We start from the raw sequence: 25,219 nt of genomic DNA, 5'->3' as shown, positions 1-25,219 counted from the left end.
GAACGAGCGTCTTGCGATGGAGAACGAAAATGGCGATCAGCTTTAAAGCTCCCGAACCGGCGGAGTTACATCCGCGGATCACTGTTCTGGGTGTGGGCGGTGCCGGCGGCAACGCCGTCAACAACATGATTACGTCCAAGCTGGAAGGCGTGGACTTCATCGTGGCAAACACCGATGCCCAGGCCTTGGCACAGTCCAAAGCCGAAAGGCGCATCCAACTCGGCGCGAAGGTGACCGAGGGGTTGGGCGCTGGTGCGCAGCCCGAGGTGGGCCGCGCCGGGGCTGAGGAGTCGCTGAACGAGATTCTCGAACAGCTCTCCGGCACGCATATGGTCTTCATCACTGCCGGTATGGGCGGTGGCACCGGTACTGGTGCCGCGCCGGTAATTGCCCGCGCGGTGCGCGAAGCCGATATTCTGACCGTCGGTGTGGTGACCAAGCCATTCGCCTTTGAGGGTGAGCGTCGCATGCGCATTGCCGAAAAGGGCATTGCCGAGCTGCAACAGTATGTTCACACCCTGATCGTCATCCCCAATCAGAATCTGTTCCGCATCGCATCAGACCGCACCACCTTCGCACAGGCCTTCGCCATGGCCGACGATGTGTTGCATGCCGGTGTGCGTGGCGTGACCGATCTGATCGTGATGCCGGGGATGATTAACCTCGATTTCGCCGATATAAAGAGTGTCATCACCGAGATGGGTAAGGCGATGATGGGCACCGGCGAGGCCGAGGGCGATGACCGCGCCCAGAAGGCCGCCGATCTGGCGATCTCGAATCCGCTGCTCGATGATGTGTCGATGAAAGGCGCGCGCGGCGTGCTGATCAACATCACCGGCGGGCCGGATATGACCCTGTTCGAGGTCGAACAGGCCGCTAACCGTGTGCGGGCCGAGGTTGATCCAGACGCTAATATAATTTTTGGCAGCACCATGGTCGATGACATGGAAGGACGCATTCGCGTTTCTGTCGTCGCCACTGGCATCGACGCGCAACAGATGCCAAAAAATGTCGAGCCGCTGCGCCCGCATTTTAAGGCGGGCCAGCGGGCTTTCGAGGCAAAGCCCGAAGCGCGACCCGCTGCGCCCGTAACCCCGATCGCCGTCAATCCTGTTCATCGTTTGGTCGACGATCTGGCTCGCAGCGCCGACGTCAAGGCGCCGGCCGTGATGGAAGATGTTGTTGCACCGCCGCCGGTGGTCGAGCCGATGGTCCATCGTCTGGTTGGCGATGCTCCGCAGGTCGAAACCCGGGCCGAGGTGCGGCCGATGGAACCCAGGCGCCCACAGGTGATGACACCGGCGCCGGTGGAACCGGAAGAAGCCCCGATGATGCCGCCGCGTGGAATGTCTCAGCCGAGTGCGGCGCAGCCGATGCGCACCACCGCGCCGGCACCTAAGCCGGAACGTCATGGTTGGTTCCTTGGTCGTCGCAAGATGCGCGAGCCGGAACCTGAGGCTCGTCAGGAACCGGTGCTGCGCCCTGCCGCGCCGACGGTGCAGGGTTTGGCCCGCCCGGCAGAGCCGCCGCGCCCGGTTCAGAATGCAGCCCCGCTTCCGCAGGCCGCTGCACAGCCCGACGATCTGTTTGCCGAACATAAGCAGAATGATCAGTTTGAAATTCCGGCGTTCCTGCGCCGCCAGACCAACTGATTAAGCCGTATTAAAGCATTCCATCGCGCAAGAAGCGCCGGGCGAAAGCCCGGCGTTTTTTATACCCGTATTGTTCGTTTGATGTCGAAAAAAGACCGTGTTGGTTAGGGCTTTGCTGAAGAACCCGTAACTGACGGCGTATTTGGAGTGGGATCGAAATTGATCCGCTCACGCTCTACCACTAGTGGGTGGCGACGAACCTGGCCATAAATCGCTAGAATATATTCACCAATCCAGCCGAGAAAGAACAACTGGACACCACCAAAGAAGAACATGGCGACAATCAGCGTGACAATGCCTTGCTGTGCGATTTTCCCATAGAATATCAGCCCACAGACAAAATTGAGAAAGGCGTAAATCAGGCTCAGGAACGCGACAATAAAGCCGCAGTATAATGCCATGCGAACCGGTGCGACACTGAAGGTTACAAAACCATTCAGACCCTGATCCAGCAGTTGCGCTAGCGAGTTTTTGGAAACCCCGTGGCGGCGTGCTTTCCAGTGATACGGAATCCCGACACTGCGGCCTCCGATTTCAAAGGTCATCAGCCGGGCAAAGGGGTAGCAATCATCAATCTGCAACATGGCATCAATGATTTTCCTGTCAACCAGCTGATAGTCACCAACCTCCGCAGGGACTTTGAACGTCGATAATGTATTGATCAGCTTGTAGTATAATTTACGTGCTGTCCGCATGGGCAGATTTTCACTGCGCGTGGCGCGAATGCCGTAGACTATTTCGATCCCACGCTCCCAATAGGAGACCATTTCCGGAATTAATTCCGGCGGGTCCTGCAGATCAGCAGGCATAAACATGATAACCGCATCGCCGGATGTTGACTTAATACCGTTATATCCGGAACGAATGATCCCGACATTGCGCATGTTGAAAATGACCTTAACGTGCGGGTCAGATGCTGCGAATGCGCGCAACTTCTCAGGGGTACGATCAGATGAGGCGTTATCGCAGAAGATATGTTCACGTCTGTATTGCGGCAGTTTTTCCTCAAAGATCGCTTTGATCGTCTGATAACATTCTTCGACGTTATCTTCTTCATTGTAGGTCGGTGTCACAATCGAAATGGTTTTCATGGCTTGGGCCTGAATACAAAGTGTTTGTTGAGCAGGAATGATACGAGAACGCAGACCGGTAACACCGCTACCGGGCTAAAAAACTTTGAAAAACCCGCTTCGACCAACGCGGTAAGTAGTACCAGATTGATGATGAGCACAACAAAGTAGGCTGCAAAAAAAGACACAACCTTTCGAAGGTCGGTATTGTTAAAAACAATACGTCCTGTCGTGAAGAAGTTAAAGATTATGCCCAGTATGGTCGACAGTATCGTGGCGAGCTGGTAGGGAATGGTAGCCAGAACAAGCAAAACATACACGCCATAGCCAAAGGCTGTGTTGATTGCCCCGACAATGATAAACCGCAGTGACGTGTAGCGCCATAATCGTAAGATTTTGGATAGTTGCATGTGCACCGTCAGTAAACCTGTAAAATGGTGAAATCTGGTGTATCCGACCGGAGCGTATATGTGCGCAGATAATCTTCGCGCGCGGGTTCACCACGTGGCCAATCGGAATGCTTGTCCAGAATAATGTACTTCACTTTGTTCTGACGAAGTTGTCTCTTTTGCGTATCCAGATTATGCGTTCCCAGTCTGTCGACGAGGCTTTCTTTCAGAATGCGGGCCTGTGTTGCATGTACAACCGGGTGACCATGACAGGTTTGTTCAAACAGCGCCGTTTCCCCGCTCGTATAGGTCAGCGGCAGGTTAACCACGGCGTAACTCTGTGCCGGTTCTGCCTTCAATTGCTCCAGCCCTGCAGGGCATCGTACTGGGGTTGTTTCCAGTGCGGCAGGGTAGAAATCGATCAGTATGAGCAGGCTGAGTACCGCGAAATACAATTTACCGCGTCCGGTGGGGGGCGTTTGGGCAATTTTTGCCAGTGTATATCCCACTGCAATGGCCAGAAGCAGATAGACCAGAACGATAATTCGGGATGGTGACCGAAGGTTGGAGAAGAAGGGCAAAATTGTTAGTGCATTATAGGGGAGATGGATCTGACTGTAATCAAACCCCAGTATGTGTAGTGAACTGCCGCAGGCCATAATGGCAAAGACCAGAATACCAATAGCTGCATAGCCAATCGGTGCCCCGGGCTGGCGGCGTAGCCTGAATATCGCCCATACGAAAATCAGAATGTTGACCAGGCCGAGATATACAGTCGCTTCCCACGGATTGCCGCTCAAGCGATTATTTAATGTCTGCACCCATCCTCTGGCCAGGTGTGTCGGTGAAAATGTAAAGAACCCGGCGATATCAGCAACGTAATCGTTACCGGCTTTGAAATGCATAATGGCCGGAGCTGCTTCTGTCAGCATTGGTACGATCAGGGGCAACAAAAGCAGCGTGCCGCCCAGTACAGTGGCTGCGGGCTGGAGTAACGTCCAGCCTTGCGGAATCCTGTTTCCTTTTACAGTAAGGTATAACGTATGGAATAAAACGAAAAATGCCGCGTAAAACAGATAATACCAAAAGGTCAGCGCATTAAGAGCAAATAGCAGAATGCAGGCAAACAGCAGCGGAATGCTTTTCCGCTCCAGTGCGATGAAATAGACCAACACGAAGACTGGAATAAATTCGATCGTTGAAACACTGACATGGTGCATGGCGTGCATGACATGTGATGGGTTGAAGGCAAATATGAAACCGCCAATCCATGCCGCTGGTTTATATGGGGTGAAATGGCGTACCAGATAATAGGTGGCCGTGCCTGCCAGCGGGAATGACAGCAGCAGCGTTAGATTTTGATAAAGAACCAGCTGGCTATGTCCGGCCCCAAACAGCTTAGCCAGTGCCAGCACAAAGAACATCTGCGGATAGGCAGACATATTGGCATAAAACGTAACCCCCTCGGGATAGCGGATCAGGTTAGTGGCATAAAAGTGACCGGGCTCGGCCCCCGCCGAAATGTACCAACTGCCCCAGAATTCGAGTAGATTGTCCTCTGCGGGCCCGGGCAGGTAACTGGATATATGAACCAGCCATGGCCACAAAAAAGCGGCTGTTATCACCACAAACAGAGTGATGACGATCAGGAATTCCCGGATACCCGAATACTGCTTGCCCGGACGCATGGTGTTCTGACGTGTGCCTTGCGCCATCGACGCATCTCTCCGATTATACCCAGCGGCCACTCTGGCATATTTCTGCATCATCGTTGGCATGTTTTGGGTGTCAGAATCAATGTGAACGTGTGGTGGCGATGTTGTCAGGGGATATTCCCTGTGTGTTTTTTCTTTTCCCCACGGCTCGGTGCTTGGTTTTCGGCAGCGTTTTTTTTGCTGCAAAACACTCTCTTTTGTCCGGAATATGGTTCAGGATTGTTCGTCTTAATATTTCGGTACAAAACCGTCTGCATGTGCCTGCAAAGCATGGTATCGGAAAGCGTCTCTACCCGATGCGTGCGTTCGGGCCGTTAAAAGTCAGGAATTTCGATGAACGCGTATTCTCGCCGTCACACCCTTGCCAAAGCTGTCCATGCCGAAGGTATCGCTTTGCACGCCGGCATGCCGGTCCGCATGCATTTGCTTCCGGCCGAACCCGATACCGGCATTGTGTTTCGCCGCGATGATCTGGGGGGGGCGGACGTCCCCGCCCGATTTGATCGTGTGTGTGAGACCAAGCTGGGGACTGTGATTGCGGTGGGGCCGGTGCGGGTTGGGGTGATCGAGCATGTCATGGCGGCGCTTGCCGGTGCCGGGGTCGATGATGTGGTGGTGGCGCTGGAAGGGCCTGAGCCCCCGATTCTCGATGGTAGCGCGGCGGGGTATCTCGCCCTGATCGAGGATGCCGGGTTGCAGCCTCAGTTTGGCCGTCGCCAGATGATCGAGGTTTTGCGGCGCGTCGAAGTCACGCACAAGGATGCGCAGGCGGTGTTAAGCCCGGCTGCGGAACGCAGTTTCGAGTTCCTGCTGGACTATGACGAGCCGGTTATTGGTCGGCAGCATTATGATTTTCCCTTTTCTGCAGAAGGGTTTAAGCGAGAAATCGCCCCGGCCTGTACCTTTGGTTTTGTGCGCGAGCTAGAGGCGTTGCACCAGATGGGCCTGGGGCGTGGGGCCAGTCTGGAAAATACCCTGGCGCTGGAGCCAGACAAAGTTCTTAACCCCGATAAGATGCATTTTGCCGACGAATTTGTCCGCCACAAGATTTTGGATGCCATTGGCGACCTTGCTTTGGCGGGGGCGCCGATTCTGGGCCGTTTCACCGGTATCCGCTCTGGCCACGGCCTCAACAACGCCCTGTTGCGGCTTTTCCTGGCCGATTCGGAGAATTACCGGGTCATTAGCGTACCGTAGCTGGGGACTTTTCTGACGTTTACCTCTGGACCAGCCTTGCGCGACAGTGGCATAAGAGGTTGGGTCGGCTTTTAAATCTCCCGCAACACGGAAAGTGCCATCATGCTTAGCCAGGGTATTGTGCGTAAAATCGTTCCCCTCGCCGCAATTTTTAGCGGGGCATTACTGCTTTCCGGTTGCAGCTGGTTCAAGGGCGACGACATGCCCTTCTCCAGTGACAAGGACCCGGTCTATCAGGAACGGCCGATCTATCAGATCTATTCCGATGCCTGGAAAAAGCTGCGTAACGACGATTGGGAGGAGGCTGCCAAGCAGTTCTCCGAGGTTGAGCGCCAGCATCCCTATTCGGTCTGGGCCCGCCGCGCGTCGCTGATGACGGCCTATTGCTATTATCAGGCGAGCAAGTATCCCGAGGCGATTGCCGAGGCAGAGCAGTATATCTCGCTGCATCCCGGCAGCCGCGACGTTGGTTATGCCTTCTATCTGAAGGCGATTTCGCTGTACGAACAGGTTGTTGACGTTCAGCGCGATCAGGACAAGACGCAAAACGCGCTGGTCGCCTTGCAGGACGTGGTGCAGCGTTTCCCCAATACCGAATATGCCCATGATGCGACGCTGAAAATCGACCTGACGCTGGACCATCTCGCCGGCAAGGAGATGGAGATCGGCCGCTATTACATGCGCAATGGCGATTATATCGGGGCGATCAACCGCTTCCGCGTTGTGGTCGAGCAGTATCAGCGTACCAGCCAGATTTCCGAGGCGCTCGAGCGTCTGACCGAGTCCTATTATGCCCTTGGCATCGAAAAAGAGGCGCAGACCGCTGCCGCCGTGCTGGGCCACAATTATCCCGGCAGCCAGTGGTATGAAGACTCATACAATCTGCTCAAAGGGCATAATCTGAAGCCGCGTGAAGACAATAATTCCTGGATCAGCAAGGCGTTTGCGCCGAAAAGCTGAAGGCTTGAACTTTACGTGGCCGGGCTGCATCGATGCGGCTTGAAAACATCGCTTGAGGGATCTGCTTTAAGCCATGCTGGCAGCGCTGACGGTTCGCGACATTGTGCTGATCGAAACGGCGGCGCTGGATTTCGCCCCCGGCCTCAATGTGCTGACCGGTGAAACCGGGGCAGGCAAATCTATCTTACTGGATTCTTTGGGGCTGGCCACCGGCGGTCGCGGTCGTGCCTCGGTTCGTGTCGGTGCGGCCCAGGGCTCGGTCACGGCGTTATTTGATCCCCCGGCCAAACATCCGGCCCGGACGTTGCTGGCCGAACAGGCAATTCCGGCCGAGGGCGAGCTGGTGCTGCGCCGGACCCTTGCCGCCGATGGCCGTTCGCGGGCTTTCGTCAATGACGAACCGGTCGGTGTGCAATTTCTCAAAGAACTGGGCGCGCTGCTGCTGGAAGTGCATGGCCAGAGCGATGATCGCGGCTTGTTTGACGTGGCGACCCATCGCGGGCTGCTCGATGCATTCGGTAATCATGGCGCACTGCTGGCTGGCGTGGCCACCCGGTTCGAGGCGTTGAAGGCGGCCCATCTGGCGCGCGAAACTTTGCGCACCGAACAGCAACTGGCTGCTGCCGACGCCGAATATCTCGCCGCCGCGGTGACCGAGCTTTCCAGTCTTGATGTGGTGGTGGGCGAGGAGGCGGAACTTGCCGCCGAACGCGCGCTGCTGATGAACGGGGCCCATATCGCCGAATCTGTTGCTGCGGCGGCCGAGTTGCTGTCGGGCGAAGATGGGGCCGAAAGCAAGCTGGTCGGGGCTTTGCGCCGGGTGGCGCGGCTGGCCCCCGAAGCACAGGCCGCAACCGAAGCGGCGGCGGCGGCACTGGAAAGTGCCTGTGCCTCGGCCGAAGAAGCCGCGCGCGAGCTGTCGGCATTCCTGTCGAAGCTGGAGGCCGACCCGGCCGAGCTGGAGCGCAAGGAAGAACGGTTGTTCGCCATCCGCGCCGCAGCCCGGAAATTTGCCTGCACAGCCGATGAGCTGCCCGCCAAACTGGAAGCCTTTGCGGCGCGTCAGGAACTGATTGATGCGGGCGATGATGCGCTGAAAGCCGCCGATGCGGCGGTCAAGGCGGCCGATACGGCCTTTCGGGCCGAGGCCGAGATCTTGTCGGCCGCCCGTAAGGTGGCCGCTGGCCGACTGGACGCGGCGGTGGCGGGCGAATTAAAGCCCCTGAAGTTGGGGCATGCCCAGTTCCGGGTGACGCTCAGCCCGTGCGAGCCATCGGCCACCGGGGTGGAGCGGGTGGCCTTTGAAGTGGCCACCGTTGCCGGGGCGCCGTTCGGGCCGCTGGCTAAAATCGCGTCGGGCGGTGAACTGGCGCGCTTCTCGCTGGCCCTCAAGGTGGCGCTGGCTGAAGAAGGCCCGCCCGCTGCGCTGGTGTTCGACGAGGTTGATCGTGGCGTCGGTGGTGCTGTGGCTGACGCAGTGGGCGAACGGTTACAGCGGCTGGCGCGTAAGACACAAGTGTTGCTGGTGACACATTCGCCTCAGGTGGCGGCCCGTGCGGCCCGCCATTTCCGCATTGTCCGCGCCAGGGACAAAACCAAGGTGGTCCTGCTCGACGATGATGCACGGCTTGAAGAAGTGGCGCGCATGCTATCGGGGGCCGAGATAACCGAAGAAGCGCGTGCCGCCGCCCGCCGCCTGATCGAGGAAGCCGCGCCTAAGGCGCGCCGCCGCAGCTGAGGCGACATTGGCCGTAGGCGGACGGTATAAAGGCCGATGCAAGACAGCCCGCGCTGTGGCACAAGACCGGCAAACACCCGCGTAAGAGAGACGTCATGAATCCGATCGAAAACATCCCTGTCGACCAACTGACCGAGATGGAGGCCGCGGCGGAACTCGCCCGGTTGGCCGGGGCGATTGCGCAAAACGATCTGCTCTATTACCGCGAAGATGCCCCGGCCCTGACGGATGCCGATTATGATGACTTGCGCCGCCGTAATACGGCGATCGAGGCACGTTTTCCGCATTTGGTGCGGGCCGATAGTCCGTCGGTGCGCGTTGGTGTCAAACCGTCAGAAAAATTTACCAAGGTCCGCCACAGCGTGGCGATGCTGTCGCTCGACAATGCCTTTTCGGAAGAGGATGTGACGGAGTTTACCGCCCGCATCCGCCGTTTTCTGGGCCTTGAGGCGGGGGCGGATCTGACTTTTGTCGCCGAACCTAAAATCGACGGGCTATCGGCAAACTTACGCTATGAAAATGGTGTCTTTGTGCAGGGGGCAACCCGTGGGGATGGTGCCGAAGGCGAGGATATTACCGCGAATCTGATGACGCTGCAGGATGTGCCCAAGCGTATCGCCGGGGCACCGGCGTTGCTCGAGGTTCGTGGCGAAGTCTATATGGCGCATGAAGACTTTTTTGCGCTCAATGCGCGGGCGGAAGAAAAGGGCGACAAGGTCTTCGCCAATCCGCGCAATGCCGCTGCCGGGTCGCTGCGCCAGCTTGATCCGGCCATCACAGCGGAACGTAAATTACGTTTCTTTGCCTATGCCTGGGGGGATGTCAGTGACATGCCATCTGAAACCCATTGGGGCATGCTGCAGGCGTTTAAAAAATATGGCTTCGTCGTTAATGACGAGATCCGGCGCTGCACCAACGCTGCCGAACTGATGGCGTTTTATCAGGGGCTGGGGGCAAAGCGTGCCAGCCTCGATTACGATATCGATGGCGTGGTCTATAAGATTGACGATCTGGCCCTGCAGAAGCGGCTGGGCTTTATCGCCCGCTCTCCGCGCTGGGCCATCGCCCACAAATTCCCCGCCGAACAGGTCGAGACGGTAATCGAGGCGATCGAGGTGCAGGTCGGCCGTACTGGTAAGCTGACGCCGGTGGCCAAGCTGAAGCCCGTTACCGTGGGCGGTGTGGTGGTGTCCAATGCCACGCTGCACAATGAAGATGAAATCGCCCGTCTTGGCGCGCGCGTTGGTGATACCGTGGTGGTGCAGCGGGCCGGCGATGTCATTCCGCAGGTGGTGCGGGTGGTCGAAGACAAACGCCCGGCAGGCACCACGGCCTTTGTCTTTCCCACGGTCTGTCCGGTGTGCGCCAGCCATGCCGTGCGCGAGGAGGGCGAGGCGGCCCATTACTGCACCGGCGGGCTGACCTGCCCGGCGCAGGCGGCCGAGCGGCTGATCCATTTTGTGTCCCGTGATGCCTTCGACATTGAAGGTTTGGGCGAAAAGGCGGTGACGGCGTTTTACAATGACGGTCTGGTTAAGGAGCCGTCGGATATTTTCCGCCTTGAAGCCGACCATGGCGAGGATATTGCCAAACGCGAAGGCTGGGGGGCTTTAAGCGCGAAGAACCTGTTCGGTGCCATCAACCGGCGGCGGACGGTGCCGCTGGACCGGTTCCTTTATGGCTTGGGTATCCGGCACATCGGCGAAACTACGGCTAAGCTTTTGGCCCGCACCTTCCACACGCTGGATGGCTTGCTGGCCGCGATGGCGGCCGAGACGGCCGAGGCGGATCTGGCCGCCATCGACGGCATTGGCCCTGCGGTGGCGGAATCGTTGCAGGATTTCTTAGGCGAACCGCATAACCGCGCCGTGCTCACCCGCCTGCAGGGCGAGGTGACCGTGACCGAGGTTGCGGCCCCGGTGGCCACCGGTTCGCCGGTGGCCGGTAAAACCGTGGTCTTCACCGGTTCGCTGGAGAAAATGAGCCGGGCCGAGGCCAAGGCCCGTGCCGAATCGTTGGGGGCCAAGGTCGCCAGCTCGGTCTCGAAAAAGACCGATCTGGTGGTGGCGGGCCCCGGTGCAGGTTCGAAACTGGCTGACGCACAAAAACATGGTGTGCGGGTGATGGGTGAAGACGATTGGCTGACGTTGATCGCGGGGCTGTAAGCCACCCGCGCTACGAAGGATAAACCGCCTAATATGTGGGTTTTACAGGGCTTTTGCGTCGGTGCGCATTCAGCGCAACCAAGGGGTGATGATTTTTCAGGCTTTTTTTATGACAAAAAGGTTTCGCGGCGTAGACAGGGCAAAACCCTTTTGCTATAGACGCCCGCGCCTCGGCGGGTGATTAGCTCAGTTGGTAGAGCAGCTGACTCTTAATCAGCGGGCCACAGGTTCGAGCCCTGTATCACCCACCACTTTCCTTCTATAGATCAAGCATTGCGCAAGCGGCCCTGTGGGGCCGTCTTTGCTTTGTGCTGTCAGCACCATGCCCTGAGCCGGTTTTGCCGGTGTGGTCGGTAACCTTGATTAAGATTTAAAGTCTGGCTGTCCAATATAGCGACGGATGCCAATAAAACATCTGTTCGGGGTATTATATTGGAGCAAAATACAGCTCTTAAGAGAATTGTCATTGTGGCGTTAGGAATGCAGGTCTAGCTATTCCGGCAACAGATTGGCGGCCAGCGCGTGCCAGAGGGGAGCGCGTTTGATGCCGTAAACCGGAGAATATGATGATGCCTGCTATGCCAATGATGAACATGATGCCGAACGCCATGCCGCAGATGGCGCCGATGGCCGGAATGATGAATCCGATGATGGGGATGATGAACCCCATGATGGGCATGATGGGGCCGATGATGGGCATGATGGGGCCGATGATGAACCCGATGATGGGAATGATGCCCCAGATGATGCCGCAAATGATGCAGATGATGAACTGCACCATGAGCTGCGAAATGATGGACGGTAAAATGGTCTGCACCATGATGCCGATGGCCGGCATGACCAGTGACATGATGATGCAGTGCTGTGAAACCATCAATGGCATGATGAAAATGGGCATGCCGATGATGATGATGTGCGGCAACATGATGTGCATGTGCACGATGCCCGAAGCCATGAAGTAAACCGCTTATAAAAAGCTGGTTTCGTGTGAAAGCCCGGTGGTTTCCACCGGGCTTTGTCTTATCCGTTTACCGGGTCGGCGTAGCTCATCACCAGATACATAATCGCTTTGGCCGGGCTGGCATTGCGATAGATGTGCGGCGCGTCAGCGGCGAACTGGATGGCATCCTTTTCTTTCAGCACATGGGTATGGCCGTTCACCGCAATAACCGCTTCGCCTTTGCTGACAATGATATTTTCAATGGTTCCGGGGGCGTGGGCCTCGGCCCGTTCCTCGGAATGGGGGGCCAGTTCCAGCTCGTAGAATTCGACCTTGCGCGCCCCGTCGTAGGGGAACAACGAACGCGAGACAAAGCTGCCATCATGCGAGGTGAGCAGCTTGGCATCGCTGGCCCGCAGCACAACCGTCTCCTGTAGCGGATGGTCGGCGTTAAGAGCCGAGAATGGCACGTTGAGTGCCTTGGCTACCTTCCATAACAGGCTTATCGTGGGGACCGATTTACACTGCTCGATCTGGCCCAGCATGGCGCGGCTGACGCCCGATGCCTGTGCCAGGCGCTCCAGCGAATAGCCCTGACGGGAGCGCAGACGTTTTAGATTGCTGCCAATGGTTTCGGCCAGTGCCGCGGTTTCGTCGCGCCGCTCGGTCTCGCTGTCGTGCTGGCTGGCCTGGTTTGCCATGACGGGGGCCTCAAGCGCCGAAAGGGCGAACCATGGGGACGTAGCACCACACCGGAACCCACACCACCATCATGGGCATGACATCAGGCACGGTTTTGGCGCTGGTCTGACGCTGGCGGCGGACTTCTGCGAAATCAATAACCTTGGCTGTGTTCTGCTGTATAATACGTCTCACATCCGTTATATTATCAGTAATGTATAATATAACGGATTATGGTGCAATTATAAAAATACAACAAATGATAAGTGTTATATTTGGTGGTAAATAAATTACCTTTATATTCAATACGGTATTTTCGTCGTGGTGACCGGGGTAAAAAATAACCGCCGGCGTGGAAGCGCCGGCGGCATCGTCTGATATAACGGATGGCCCTGTATCACTTACAGCGTGGTGGGTTCCGCGTTATTTTTGGCCTCGGCCGCCAGCTTGCGCTTAGCCTTTTTGCGCTCTTTACGCCGTTCGCGCCGTTCGAGATCTTCCGGCGTCATCGCGGCTTTCGGGGCGGCATCCGGGGCAGCAACGGCCGCCGTCTTAGCCACATAAGGCTTCTTGTTGCGCTTGGGTGGGGCGGCACCTTCGTCTGCGCCGGGGGCCGCGTGCTTGCCCGATACCCGCCGGGCATAACCCGAGGCTTCAGGCTTGCGGCGGTGCGTTTCCGCCCGTGGCCGCGGTGCGGCTTCCGGCACGCTCGATTGATCGGGCTCACCGCTGTCTGCCGGATAGATACTGACGCCGCCTTTTTCGCGCGCAGCGACTTTGGCGGTGAACTCACCGGCGACACTGGCATCGAGCTGGAAGCGCGTTTCGGTATCAAAAACGCGGATCTCGCCGATTTCTTTTTTGGTCACCTCGCCCTGGCGGCAGATTTCCGGCAGCAGCCATTTGGGATCGGCGTTACGTTCGCGCCCGACACTGATGCGGAACCAGACCGCGCCCTCGGTCAGGCTGTGGCCGGTTTCAGGCTTGCGGGCACGCTTCTGATAGGGTTCGCGGCTGGCCCCTGGGGTGTATTTATCCCGGCTGTTTTCACGGGGCCCCCTGTCACGGGGGCCCTTATCGCGGGCACCCTTTTCATAGGGGGCACGCTTGCGCGGGCCATCGTCGCCTTCGGCCTCGCGGCGGGCGCGGGCACGGGGATCTTCAACATATTCGTCAAGATCGATCGGTTCGGGCAGCTGCTGGCGGTACAGCTTGGTCAGCGCGGTGGCAACTTCCGCCGGGCTGTAAAAGGCCTGTATCGCCGCAGCAATCTCGGCGTCCTCGGCGGTGGCCGGTTCGCTGAACTGCGGGATTTTCAACAGCCGTTCGCTGTCGCTTTCATAGATTTCCTGCGGCGTCGGCGGATTGACCCAAGTGTACTGTACCTGCGCGCGGTGCAGCATCTCCTCGGCACTGCGGCGACGGGACGGCGGTACCAACAGAATGCTGGTGCCTTTTTTGCCTGCACGCCCGGTGCGACCGCTGCGATGTTGCAGCACTTCGGCATCGTTGGGCAGGTCGGCATGGATAACCAGTGTCAGGTTCGGCACGTCCAGGCCGCGGGCGGCCACGTCGGTCGCTACGCACACCCGGGCACGGCCTTCACGCAGGGCCTGCAGGGCGCGGTTACGCTCGCTCTGGCCCATTTCACCCGATAGTGAGACGGCGGCAAAGCCACGGCTGGCCAGGGTTTCGCCCAGACGGGTGACGCCCATACGGGTGGCGCAGAACACAATGGCGCAAGGCGGATCGATAAAGCGCAACAGATTGGTTACGGCGCGATCGACTTTGGCATGGGGCACCTTGACGGCGCGGTATTCGATATCGGCATGGCCGCCATTTTCGCTGACCATGGCAATGCGCAGGGCATCGCGCTGATAATTTTGCGCCAGCTTGACGATCGGCTTGGGCAGGGTAGCCGAAAACAGGAAGGTGCGCCGTTCTTCCGGCGTACCTTTCAGCAGGAATTCCAGATCGTCATGGAAGCCAAGATCGAGCATCTCGTCGGCTTCGTCGATCACCACCACTTTGAGGGCGTCGCGCTGCAAGGCGCCGCGTTCGATGTGATCGCGCAAACGGCCCGGCGTGCCAACGACAATGTGCACCCCGCGTTCGAGCTGACGGCGCTCGCGCACCGGATCCATGCCGCCAACGCAGGCGGTAATACGCGCGCCGGTGTTGGCATACAGCCAGGTCAGCTCGGTCTCCACCTGCAAGGCCAGTTCGCGCGTCGGGGCAATGATCAATGCCAGCGGTGCGTCGGCGGAGGGCAGTACATCTGCCTCCAGCAGGGTGGAGGCCATGGCCAGACCATAGGCAACGGTTTTACCCGAGCCGGTCTGGGCCGAAACCAAAAGGTCACGACCAGCAGCTTCTGGGGCCAAAACCGCCTCTTGCACGGGTGTGGGCGTCTGGTAGTCCCGTGCTGTCAGTGCACGGACAAATACGTCGGGTAGATCGGGAAATGTCAAAGGATAACCTTAGAGATGTAAGGCTCGTGGGAAATGGACGATGCCGAGGGGTGCGAAAACTGATTGATGGCTGCGCAGACGCTTTGGGTCACTGGTGCAGCAGGCGCCTATGTGCCTGCTAAACATGGCAAAACCAAGGCAACCGGCCATGCCGTATGCAAATGGCTTACGATGTGTGCACCGGATCGTATTAATGTAATTTTCTCTGTGCTTTACAAAATAGTACGTACATATATAGCTATATCTAGCCAGTGCGGGCATATTCCCGGCACTGTGGCGTGAAATGTATCTGCGGCACGGTATGCGTGTTGCGTGCGACGGCCCCTTAAAAAGGCAATGGGTTGGTGATCGAATTGGTGTGTTCCTCTCCGTCCGAGGCTGTAATCCGCTTTTCCGGCGTCAGTAAGAGCTTCCGTGACCATAATACGGTTTTGCAGGACATCTCGTTCGCTATCACGCGCGGCGAGATTTTCGGCATTGTCGGGCCGTCCGGGGCCGGTAAATCTACCCTGATCCGCATGATTAACCGGCTGGAGCGGCCAAGCCATGGCACGGTGTTTTTCGAGGATGAGGATCTGGCTGCGTTGGATACCCGCGCCATGGTGGCACGGCGGCGCAAGATTGGCATGATCTTTCAGCAGTTTGGTCTGCTTTCGTCCAAGACCGCGCGGCAGAATGTTCTGTATGCGCTGGAACTGGCTGGCAGTGGCACCCCGGCATCACGGTTGGCACGGGCCGATGCGCTGCTCGATCAGGTGGGGCTTAGCCAGCACGCCGATAAATATCCCGCCCAGCTTTCCGGTGGTCAGAAACAGCGTGTTGGCATTGCCCGGGCACTGGCCAACGAACCCGATGTGCTGTTGTGTGACGAGGCTACCAGCGCGCTCGATCCGGAAGCAACCAGTGACGTGCTAACCCTGCTGGAGAAGCTGAACCGCGATCTGGGGCTGACCATTGTGCTGGTCACCCACGAGATGGATGTGGTGCGGCGTATCTGTGATCGGGTGGCGATCTTAAGTCATGGCCGCCTAGCCGAAATCGGGCCAGTGGCCGAGCTGTTGTTCAGCCCCCAAAGCGACGAAGCCAAAGCCTTGTGCCGCCATCTGTTGCCCTATCCGCCCGAGGTGGTGCCGGGTGGACCGCATGTGCGTCTGGTCTATTTTGACGATGTGGTGCAGAGCGATTTCTTAAGCGCCGTCACACAGGGCTTGCAGGTTTCGCTGGCCATTCTGGGTGGGCAGGTTGCTGAGCTGAAGGCGGGTCGGTTTGGCCATCTGATCGTGGCGTTGGTGGGGGCGGATCGTAGCACCGCGCTAGAGCGTTTAAGCGCACGCGGCATTCAGGTGCAGGAGCTGTAAGGCATGGAACGCATATTCAGCCCGGATTTCTTCAGCCATATTGATACGCTGGAAATTCTGCTCGCCAGTGGCGACACGCTGGCAATGCTGGTGCTGTCGCTGGTGTTCAGCGTCATCATCGGCTTGGGGGCGGGAATTGGTCTGGCGCTCACCGGTCCCAATGGTCTGGCTGCCAATAAGGTCGTCTACGGATTGTTGGGCATCACCGTCAATGTATTGCGCTCGATCCCCTTTGTCATTTTGTTCATTCTGCTCATTCCGGTTACGCTGGCGGTGATGGGCACCTCGCTTGGGGTGCAGGGAGCCGTGTTGCCCCTGGTGCTGGCGGCGGCGCCATTTTTTGCCCGGCTGGTGGAAACCGCCTTGCGCGAGGTTAGCCCGGTGGTGGTCGAGGCAACCCTGTCGCTGGGGGCGACGCGCCGCCAAATCGTGCTGCATACGCTGCTTCCCGAAGCTATGCCCGGCTTGATTGCTGCGGTGACGGTGACGGCAATTGCGCTGGTTTCCTATACCGCGATGGCGGGCGTGGTCGGTGCCGGTGGTTTGGGTGATCTGGCAGTGCGCTATGGCTATCAGCGTTTTGAGCTGGACGTTATGGTGGTGACGGTGGTGCTGATCATCGTTCTGGTGCAGATTATTCAGATGTTGGGCGATGTGCTGGTGGCCCGGTTCCACCGCCGCAGATTATCGAAATAACCACGAAGACGAGGGGATATCATATGGTTTCGCGGCGGTCTTTTCTGGTCGGTGGCTCGGCAGCGGCGCTGCTTGGGGCTTGTTCTAAATCCTCAGGGGGCAAGACCCTGTCGGTGGCGGCAACGGCTGTTCCGCATGCGGAAATTCTCCAAAGCGTTACGCCGGATCTGGCGCAGCAGGGGGTAACGCTGGCGGTCAAGGTGTTCAATGATTATGTGCAGCCCAACCTGCAGGTCGATCAGAAATATCTCGACGCCAATTATTTCGAAACTTTGCCTTATCTCGACGCGTTTAACCGCGACCATGGCACCCATCTGGTGCCGGTGGTGGGTGTGCATGTCGAACCCTTTGGCGGTTACTCGCGCAAAGTTACCAGCGTTTCGGCGCTGGCGCATGGTGCGGTGATCGCCCTGCCCAACGATCCTACCAACACCGGGCGGGCGCTTATTCTGTTGCACCGCCATGGCCTGATCCAGCTGAAAGACCCAAACAATATTGGTGCCACGGTGCGTGATATTATCGGCAACCCTAAGGGCTTTGTCTTTAAGGAGCTGGAGGCGCCGCTGTTGCCACGGGTGCTCGGCGAGGTCGATATGGCGTTGATCAACACCAACTATGCCCTGGATGCCAAGCTCAATCCGCAGAAGGACGCGCTGATTATCGAAGGGGCCGACAGCCCCTATGTCAACTATCTGGTGGCGCGCGCAGACAACAAAACCGATCCGCGAATCACGGCGCTGGCAAAGGCGCTGACATCACAGAAAACGCGCGATTTTATCGCCGCCCGCTATCATGGTGCGGTGTTCCCGGCGAAAGCCTGACGCTTTTCTTAAGCGAAATTTCGGAAAGCACACAGAAAGCCGCGCCATTCTGGCACGGCTTTCTGTGTCGTAGTGGGGCGTCGATGGGCGGGGACGGCTTTGCATTTCGCAGCAAAATGTCGGCATTTACGCCGGAATGATCCGCCTACTGAAAAATGTAAGCGTTTGAAGAAAATAGGATACTTAAATACACAGTAAGGAATAAATTCCTCACACGTCGCGCGGTTTGGCTAAAACCGGGACGGCTTGCTCCGCGCTGGTACGAAAACGTTACCATCACATAAATGCAACACACGATAGAATTCCCCTCTGGGTAATAGTAAGCGCTTACTATCGTGATAATATATATGCGTGTGCGGTGGCCGGGGGGACGGTCTGTGGGGGAAGTTAGAATATTGGGCTGCCTCGCAGCCACCCGCCATCGCCTGCTCAAAAAAATAAAGCGACGAGGAGGGAAGCGAATGTTACCCAAGATGCATAGCCAGCTTTATTGCACTGCCTGCACGGCGGCATTGCTGTTTGGTGCCCTGTCATTGAATGGCGCCCTGGCACAAGAAAGCAAAAACGATCAGATCGAAACGGTGGTTGTCACCGGTCAGCGCGCGGCTTTGGCCACGGCCATCACCATCAAGGAGAAGGCCGACGTTGTTGTCGATTCCGTCGCGGCGGAAGATGTCGGCAAGCTGCCGGACAACAGCATCACCGAGGTGTTGCAGCGCTTACCTGGTGTGAACATCGCCCGCATTCAGACCGGTGGCGGCAGCGAGAACTATCTGGGTGAAGGCTCCAGCGTCACCATCCGTGGTTTGACCAGCACCGTCAGCCTTCTCAACGGCCGTGACAGTTTCAGCGCCGCTAACGGGCGTAATCTGGCGTGGGAAGACATCCCGCCGGAACTGGCGCAGGGTATTGATGTTTTCAAAAGCCTGTCGGCCAATTTGCCCGAAGGTGGTTTTGGCGGCGTGATCAATTTGCGCTCGCGTCAGCCGTTTGATTTTGATGGTCTGACGGCCAACGTGACCATCAGTGGTAACTATGCCGACTGGTCCAAGAAGGGCCATGTTGGTGGCGGCGCCATGATCAGTGACCGCTGGGATACCAAGATCGGCGAAATCGGCCTGCTGCTCAATATCACTTATTCCGATTTGAGCACCAAGGCGGATGGTGTGCAGGTTCTGCCCTATGTGCCGACCGTTTATAATCCGACCTATACTTCAACCCACGGCACGACGCTGCCCTCGCTATCGGATAGCGGCTCGTCAGAGGTGTATGTACCGGGCGGTATCGGTTTCACCCAGCGAAACGATGACCGGGTTCGTCTTGGTCTTTACGCTGCGGCGCAGTGGCGGCCAAGCGAAGACCTGCTGCTCTTTGCGACGGCCTTCCAGTCCCGCTATACGTTAAATTCACTGTCTTACGGTATGTTCCTGGGGTCGGGGATCGAGACGTTCCTGGCACCTAACAGCACCAACACCTTCGACTCTCAGGGTAACCTCACTTATACCGATGGGCTGTCGGGATTTATGTGGGGATTCCCGGGAACCGGTCTGACCAACGCGAACACGTTTGGTTATGAGCCGATTCCGTACACCCTGCAGACAACCTATTCGCATGGCGTCAACACCACGAGCGATATTTCTATTGGCGGCGAGTGGCATCCGACCGACAGCTTTGGGGCAAACTTCGCCCTGCAATATGTCGATTCCTCTGCCAAACAGGATGACAATACCGCAGGTCTCTATACCTACATCGCTAACTACGGCATGCAGCTTAGCTCCTATGGCAGCTCGACACTGCCCAAGCTGACCTTTTCAGAGGATACTGTCGATCTTACCAATGCAGCAAATTACGCATGGGAAGATACCATGCCACACAAGCTGCATAACTATGGTCGTGAGGTCGCCTTCTATCTCGATACGACCTACACCGTCAGCGACACCAGTCTCATCCGCGCAATTAAAAGCGGCCTGAAGATCACCAGCCGCGGCGAGCGTGATAATGAAACCAAGTATAACTGGCAGGAGCTGACACCTTGGTATATCGCCGATCCGACCAATATTAAATATCTGAGCGATGATACTTCGCTGGGAAAACAGATTGATCTGTCTGATATGTTTGGTGGCAAGGTCGGGTTGCCGACGTCGCTCTATTTCCCGACAGTGGCCGCAGCAAAAAGCCCTGCTTACTTACAGGAAACATATAACCCAACCGACAATTATGGCAGCAAGGCGCTCGCCATATTTGACAAGACGACGCTTGCCAAGCAAAACGAAACCACGGCGACTGGCTATGTCATGGCCAACTTCGCCAATGATGATTTTGTCGTTCCGTTTAACGGCAATGTTGGTGTGCGTGTCGCTGCCTATCGCGACCATGCCTCGGGCTATCGCTTTACACCGAACTTGACGAGTGCATCACTGGATGCGGCGGGTACCGTAACAGTATCTTCTGATTTGGTAGCAACGGGGGTTGCGGGCGGTCATTCGCAGATTGATGTCCTGCCATCGCTGAACATTCAGTTCCTGCCAACGCCGCAAACCCACGTTCGCTTTGCCTTCTCGCAAGCGGTCAACCGGCCGACATTTGCCCAGATGAATCCACGCGGTTATGTTAACGGGACCTATTCCGGCACCTACACCAGCGCCTTTACCGCCAGTTGGGGTAACCCGGATCTGAAACCGGAAAAGGCCGAACAGATTGATGCTGCGGTCGAATATTACTTCACCACTGGCGGTATGGTGCACTTCTCCGCCTTCTATAAGAACATCCACAATTTCATTTCGACCGAGCAGGTGGCTATCCCGACAACGTTTGATGTTACCGTTGTAAAAGGTGATATCTCCAAGTCGGACTATTGTACCGCGACAACAAGCCGAACCTATTGCACGGTTGATGCCTCGGTAACCGAGAACTTCAACGAAAAGCAGACTGCCAAGGTGGAAGGTTTCGAACTCGGCGCGCAGAAATACGCCGACTTCCTGCCGGCACCATTCGATGGGCTTGGTATCGATTTCAACTACACCTATATCGACAGCAAGCAACCTGGTGCGCTTGCCTTTGATATGCATGGTGCAGCCATTACCGGCCTGCCGGTGACGGGGCTGTCTAAAAATACCATCAATATATCGGGCATGTACGACAAGGGGCCGTTCTCGGCGCGTGTTGCTTATAACTGGCGCAGTGACTTCCTGGTTTCAACGGCGGCCTGGCAGACATCTGGTATTTACAACAACGTTGAAAATATCAACTTCGGCAGTGTTGAGCAGATGGGCACGACGACGACATTCGCTTTGCCGGTCTACCAGTATGCAATGGGAACCCTCGACGCCAACCTCAGCTACAATATCACAAGCAACATCAGCTGGACGATTGAAGCATCCAATCTGACGCATTCCGTCACGCGCCTATATATGGATGAGGGGCGAACAGATGACGGGGCCAAACGTCTGGTGAACCGTAGCTGGTACACCGCCGATACGCGGTACACGATGCAATTGCGTGTGAAGCTCTAAGTGCCGGTCTGCCAGCGCCGGGGCTTGTGCGTATCCCGGCGTATGGCGACGGCATAACCGAATAAACGCACGAAACCGGCGGCTAAAAAGCCGCTGAGTTGGGGAGAAAACAATGTTGCACTATCCTGCAAAAGACATGCGCAGCCAGCTTCGCTTGACCGTCAGTGCCTTGGCGATTGCGGCGGCGGGCTTTGGTTTCAGCGCGGGCGTTAATGCCGAGACGATTACGCTGTCATCCAGTAATAGTCCGGTGACAATTGATTCCGGAACCAGTGATACGGTTGTCGTGAAATCGGGCAGTGCCGCCTATCTGACAGCTTCCTATAATTCGATACCCAGCGGGTATCAGGGATTGGTGTGGAAATCGTCTGCTAATTTTTCGGGGACAAGCACGTGTTCCTATAGTGGTAGTGGTTGCGAGACCGGTAGCGATGTTATTCAGGTCGAAAAGGGGGCCACGCTATATCTCGATAATCCATGGTGGTGGCAGGTGTATGAGTCTATGTTTGACGTCTCGGGTGACATCATCATTGCTCATGGCTCAACCAATATCGTTGGTTCTAATACATTCGACGGCAATATTACGCTCGAAGATAATGCGTCGGTAAACTTCGGCGTCAGCTGGGCTTATGCAACGAACCTGCTTGGAACCAGCACGAATATCATCATGGGGTCGGGTACTTCGATCTATTTCTACGAACCCCATACGGTAACCAATACGATCAGCAAGATTTCATCATCGGATTCGACGGCTGCCTTATATTTTTACAATGGCACTATGGTTGTTGATGGGATTAATACGGCGTCGTCTGCTTACTATGGTTCCGTCGCGATTAATGCCGGTGCGACGTTTATGGTTGGCGATTCCTCCCATTCTACGGCGGTGTTCGGCGACCCAACGGGGGCGGCGACGAAAATTACCATATCTCAATCCGGTGGTTCGATGGGCGTGTTGTCGGGCTTTGGCACGATATATGGCTCGGTGACCAATGATGGTATCGTCCGTCCGGGAACCACCGGAGTCGCCGGGACACTGACCATCCATGGTAACTACACACAAACCTCGACCGGTGAATTGTCGGTGCAGGTGACGCCGACCGGCGCTTCCAAACTTGTTGTATCCGGTGCGGCTACGCTTGACGGTACTTTGGTGGTCAATGTGGCAAGTGGCACCTATAGTAACGCGGTCTATCAGATTGTCTCTGCGGGGTCCTCTTCGGGCAGCTTCTCGTCTGTCAGCTATGTTGGCAGCGATTCCAGTGCGATTATCGGTGTTGAACAAACCTCAACCGGGTATTCGCTGGTAACGGAAAAGGCCTCGGCCGCGCAATCCTTCGGGCATGCGGTTTCGTCAAACCGTGCGCTGGTCGCCAGCTTCACCCGCACCCTGTATGACCAGATTGAGGCGAACCTGCCTGCGGCTGGTGGTACGGCTGCGGCAGCCGATGGCGAGATCCGGGTCTGGGCGGCGCCCTTTGGTCGGATCGACGATGTCGGCAAGGATGATGCCGGTTATGATGTTCAGTATGGTGGTCTGGTCGGTGGTGGTGAATATCACTTCCCGGCGATGAATGCGGTGGTCGGTGGGGCGTTCTCCTACGCACACGGTTCGATGAAGATCAAAAAGGAAGATTCCGATTCCACATCTAACACCTTCAATCTGGCGATTTATGGTGGTGCCGATCTGGAGCTGGGTCGGGTTGATGCCGTGGCATTCTACAATCTGTATGATGTCAGCATGAAGCGGAACATGGGTGATTATGGTACGGCCAAGGCGTCGCCCTCGGGCTGGTCCTATGGTGGTTCGTTCCAGATCAGCCAGAACATCTTCGACAATCTTTTGACGCCGTATATCCGCAGTACCTATTCCAGAAACCACATCGACGGTGTGGTGGAAAATGGCGCTGAGGAATTCGCGCTTAACTACAGTGCGATTAATCAGAATGCGTTTACCGGCGATGTCGGCTTCAAGATCCATGCGATTACCCCGACGCCTCAATTGAAAGCCAAGCTCGAGTTCACCGTTGGTGTTATGCATGATTTCTCCACCACCAGGGAAACGGTCGAGGGGCAATTTGCCAATATCGATGGTTCTTCCTTCAGCTATGTGTGGCGGGGCAATAATGCCAACTCACTCTTGGTCGGTGCGGAATTTGCCGACGAGGTTGTGGCAGGCATCGAAGTCTATGGTCGCCTGAATGGCCAGTTCACCGCCAACGAACGCGCGGTCGAACTTTCGGTGGGTGGTCGGTACAAGTTCTAAACCGCCTTCTCATCACCCATATCGGGGCCGTATCTGCCTGATGGCGGGTACGGCCTTTTTTTGTCCACCGCGGCAGAGCCCCTGTTTCTTCTATGGCTTTAAGGCCGGAGGGGCTCTTCATTTAAGCGGTTGTTTGCCAGTGGGCAGCCTTCACGTTGACAGATTGCTCTCGGGCTTTAAGAATGGTTCTACCGAATCCCATATCGAACCGGTGTGGGGCGGTATCATACTCCCCTGCGGGAGACACCCGGCTTAACGCAGACCGGGGGCCGAAGGAGCAACCGCCCCGGAAACTCTCAGGCAAAAGGACCGCAGAGGGGAACACTTCTGGAAAGCAGAATGGTGAAAGCCATTCTCACCGAAGGGGTAATCCCGGTCCGCTGTAAGGCTGAACCCGGTCAACTCTCTCAGGTTGGATGACAGAAGGGGCGCGTTGGTTCTGCTTCGATCTTCGGGGCGGGATACGTGTCAACTTCTGAGCCGGGGCCATGAGCGAAACCGAACTTCAGCGTACACCGCTTTACGATTTGCACCGGGAACTGGGCGCCAAAATGGTGCCGTTCGCGGGCTATGCCATGCCGGTGCACTATGCCACCGGGATTCTCAAAGAACATTTGCACACCCGTGCCAAGGCGGGGCTGTTCGATACCTCGCATATGGGGCAGGCCAGTCTTTCCGGCCCGGCCCCCGCTGAGGCGCTGGAGCAATTGACACCAGCTGATCTGATCGGGCTTAAGCCCGGCCAGCAGCGCTATGGCCTTTTGCTCAATGCGGCGGGGGGCATCAACGACGATTTCATGATCCTGCGGCTGGCGGGTGAAGCGGCGCTGCATCTGGTCGTCAATGCGGCAACCAAACAGGCTGACTTTGCCTATATCGCCGAACTGCTGGCCGGGCGAGCGGAGCTTGCTCCCCTCGATCGTGCTTTGCTGGCATTGCAGGGGCCCGCGGCCGAAGATGTGCTGGCGGGGCTTCAGCCCGAGGTTCGGGCGCTGACCTTTATGCAGGGCATCCGTACCGAACTGACCGGGGTGCCCGCTATCATCACCCGCAGTGGTTATACCGGCGAGGATGGTTTCGAGATATCGCTGCCCAACGATGGGGCGGAACGCGTTGCCCGCCTGCTGCTCTCCCACCCGGATGTCTTGCCGATTGGTCTGGGGGCGCGGGATTCCTTGCGTTTGGAGGCCGGGCTCTGTCTGTATGGGCACGACATCAACAGCCAGACGGATCCGGCCGAAGCCGGACTGATCTGGTCGGTTGGCAAGCGCCGTCGTCAGGACAAGGATTTTCCGGGCGCGGAAAAGACGCTGGGCGGCAACCCGGTCCGTCGCCGTGTTGGCTTACGGCTAGAAGGTGCTGGGATCGCCCGCGAAGGTGCCGAAATCACCACCAAAGACGGCAATGCTATCGGTGTGGTCACCAGCGGTGGCTTTGCCCCCTCGCTCAATGCCTCCATTGCCATGGGTTCTGTCGCCAGCGCCTTCGCCGCGGCCGATACCCCGGTTGATCTGATTGTGCGGGGGCGGCCGATTGCGGCCCGCATCGCCGCCATGCCGTTTGTTACTCAGCGTTATAAAAGGATTTAAAT

General features: G+C 57.1%; 17 protein-coding genes, 1 tRNA gene and 2 riboswitches. Of the genes, 12 read left to right on the top strand and 6 right to left on the bottom strand.

What is annotated here, in order from left to right:
- Nucleotides 1-29: 29 nt before the first annotated feature.
- A complete protein-coding gene (gene ftsZ / locus ACZ5RI_RS14350) occupies nucleotides 30-1,652 on the top strand; it encodes a cell division protein FtsZ (RefSeq protein ID WP_464513886.1) in 1,623 nt (540 codons plus the stop codon).
- A 104-nt stretch (nucleotides 1,653-1,756) separates the two neighbouring features.
- Here ftsZ and ACZ5RI_RS14345 read toward each other — a convergent pair whose 3' ends face one another.
- Genes ACZ5RI_RS14345 through ACZ5RI_RS14335 form a run of 3 tightly spaced genes read right to left on the bottom strand, consistent with a single transcriptional unit; the run spans nucleotide 1,757 to nucleotide 5,012 of the window.
- Nucleotides 1,757-2,743 carry a glycosyltransferase family 2 protein gene (locus ACZ5RI_RS14345; protein WP_464513885.1) on the bottom strand — a complete coding sequence of 329 codons (987 nt, stop codon included), beginning with the start codon at nucleotides 2,741-2,743 and terminating at the stop codon, nucleotides 1,757-1,759.
- Nucleotides 2,740-3,132, bottom strand: coding sequence for a GtrA family protein (locus ACZ5RI_RS14340; protein ID WP_464513884.1), 393 nt, complete (start codon nucleotides 3,130-3,132; stop codon nucleotides 2,740-2,742). The genes ACZ5RI_RS14345 and ACZ5RI_RS14340 overlap by 4 nt, the downstream gene beginning before the upstream one ends.
- 8 nt (nucleotides 3,133-3,140) lie before the next feature.
- Nucleotides 3,141-5,012, bottom strand: a complete 1,872-nt coding sequence (locus tag ACZ5RI_RS14335; RefSeq protein ID WP_464513883.1) for a DUF6311 domain-containing protein — start codon at nucleotides 5,010-5,012, stop codon at nucleotides 3,141-3,143.
- 147 nt (nucleotides 5,013-5,159) lie between these two features.
- On the opposite strand from ACZ5RI_RS14335, the gene lpxC reads away from it, so the two are divergent.
- The 5 genes from lpxC to ACZ5RI_RS14310 all read left to right on the top strand — a co-directional run bounded on the left by lpxC (nucleotide 5,160) and on the right by ACZ5RI_RS14310 (nucleotide 11,137).
- On the top strand, nucleotides 5,160-6,023 hold the full coding sequence (lpxC, locus tag ACZ5RI_RS14330; RefSeq protein ID WP_464513882.1) for a UDP-3-O-acyl-N-acetylglucosamine deacetylase: 864 nt from the start codon (nucleotides 5,160-5,162) through the stop codon (nucleotides 6,021-6,023).
- 102 nt (nucleotides 6,024-6,125) lie between these two features.
- Nucleotides 6,126-6,983 (top strand): outer membrane protein assembly factor BamD, encoded by an 858-nt coding sequence (locus tag ACZ5RI_RS14325; RefSeq protein ID WP_464513881.1) that lies wholly within the window; start codon nucleotides 6,126-6,128, stop codon nucleotides 6,981-6,983.
- A 73-nt stretch (nucleotides 6,984-7,056) separates the two neighbouring features.
- Nucleotides 7,057-8,721, top strand: a complete 1,665-nt coding sequence (locus tag ACZ5RI_RS14320) for a DNA repair protein RecN (protein WP_464513880.1) — start codon at nucleotides 7,057-7,059, stop codon at nucleotides 8,719-8,721.
- Between the two features lie 95 nt (nucleotides 8,722-8,816).
- On the top strand, nucleotides 8,817-10,886 hold the full coding sequence (ligA, locus tag ACZ5RI_RS14315) for an NAD-dependent DNA ligase LigA (RefSeq protein ID WP_464513879.1): 2,070 nt from the start codon (nucleotides 8,817-8,819) through the stop codon (nucleotides 10,884-10,886).
- A 175-nt stretch (nucleotides 10,887-11,061) separates the two neighbouring features.
- Nucleotides 11,062-11,137: transfer RNA gene (locus ACZ5RI_RS14310), tRNA-Lys, on the top strand.
- 212 nt (nucleotides 11,138-11,349) lie between these two features.
- Here ACZ5RI_RS14310 and ACZ5RI_RS14305 read toward each other — a convergent pair.
- The 3 genes from ACZ5RI_RS14305 to ACZ5RI_RS14295 form a co-directional block, all read right to left on the bottom strand.
- Nucleotides 11,350-11,841, bottom strand: a complete 492-nt coding sequence (locus tag ACZ5RI_RS14305; RefSeq protein WP_464513878.1) for a hypothetical protein — start codon at nucleotides 11,839-11,841, stop codon at nucleotides 11,350-11,352.
- A gap of 65 nt (nucleotides 11,842-11,906) precedes the next feature.
- Complete coding sequence (locus ACZ5RI_RS14300; RefSeq protein WP_464513877.1) at nucleotides 11,907-12,527, bottom strand: helix-turn-helix domain-containing protein; 621 nt, start codon at nucleotides 12,525-12,527, stop codon at nucleotides 11,907-11,909.
- Between the two features lie 381 nt (nucleotides 12,528-12,908).
- Nucleotides 12,909-14,978 (bottom strand): DEAD/DEAH box helicase, encoded by a 2,070-nt coding sequence (locus ACZ5RI_RS14295; protein ID WP_464513876.1) that lies wholly within the window; start codon nucleotides 14,976-14,978, stop codon nucleotides 12,909-12,911.
- A gap of 353 nt (nucleotides 14,979-15,331) precedes the next feature.
- Between ACZ5RI_RS14295 and ACZ5RI_RS14290 the strand changes: the two genes are divergently transcribed.
- The 6 genes from ACZ5RI_RS14290 (at nucleotide 15,332) to gcvT (ending at nucleotide 25,217) form a co-directional block, all read left to right on the top strand.
- Complete coding sequence (locus ACZ5RI_RS14290; protein WP_464515610.1) at nucleotides 15,332-16,336, top strand: methionine ABC transporter ATP-binding protein; 1,005 nt, start codon at nucleotides 15,332-15,334, stop codon at nucleotides 16,334-16,336.
- Between the two features lie 3 nt (nucleotides 16,337-16,339).
- Entirely contained in the window at nucleotides 16,340-17,032 is a 693-nt protein-coding gene (locus ACZ5RI_RS14285; protein ID WP_464513875.1) for a methionine ABC transporter permease, read from the top strand.
- Between the two features lie 23 nt (nucleotides 17,033-17,055).
- Nucleotides 17,056-17,853, top strand: a complete 798-nt coding sequence (locus ACZ5RI_RS14280) for a MetQ/NlpA family ABC transporter substrate-binding protein (protein ID WP_464513874.1) — start codon at nucleotides 17,056-17,058, stop codon at nucleotides 17,851-17,853.
- Between the two features lie 461 nt (nucleotides 17,854-18,314).
- Nucleotides 18,315-21,365, top strand: a complete 3,051-nt coding sequence (locus ACZ5RI_RS14275) for a TonB-dependent receptor (RefSeq protein WP_464513873.1) — start codon at nucleotides 18,315-18,317, stop codon at nucleotides 21,363-21,365.
- Nucleotides 21,366-21,477: 112 nt separating this feature from the next.
- A complete protein-coding gene (locus tag ACZ5RI_RS14270; protein WP_464513872.1) occupies nucleotides 21,478-23,628 on the top strand; it encodes an autotransporter family protein in 2,151 nt (716 codons plus the stop codon).
- Nucleotides 23,629-23,855: 227 nt separating this feature from the next.
- Nucleotides 23,856-23,950: riboswitch (glycine riboswitch) on the top strand.
- Nucleotides 23,951-24,057, top strand: a riboswitch (glycine riboswitch).
- A gap of 59 nt (nucleotides 24,058-24,116) precedes the next feature.
- Nucleotides 24,117-25,217, top strand: coding sequence for a glycine cleavage system aminomethyltransferase GcvT (gene gcvT, locus ACZ5RI_RS14265; RefSeq protein WP_464513871.1), 1,101 nt, complete (start codon nucleotides 24,117-24,119; stop codon nucleotides 25,215-25,217).
- Nucleotides 25,218-25,219: the final 2 nt, after the last annotated feature.

Source organism: Micropepsis pineolensis (genome assembly GCF_055392125.1).
The sequence above is the reverse complement of the archived record's forward strand: the minus strand, read 5'-3'. Positions and strand labels throughout refer to the sequence as shown.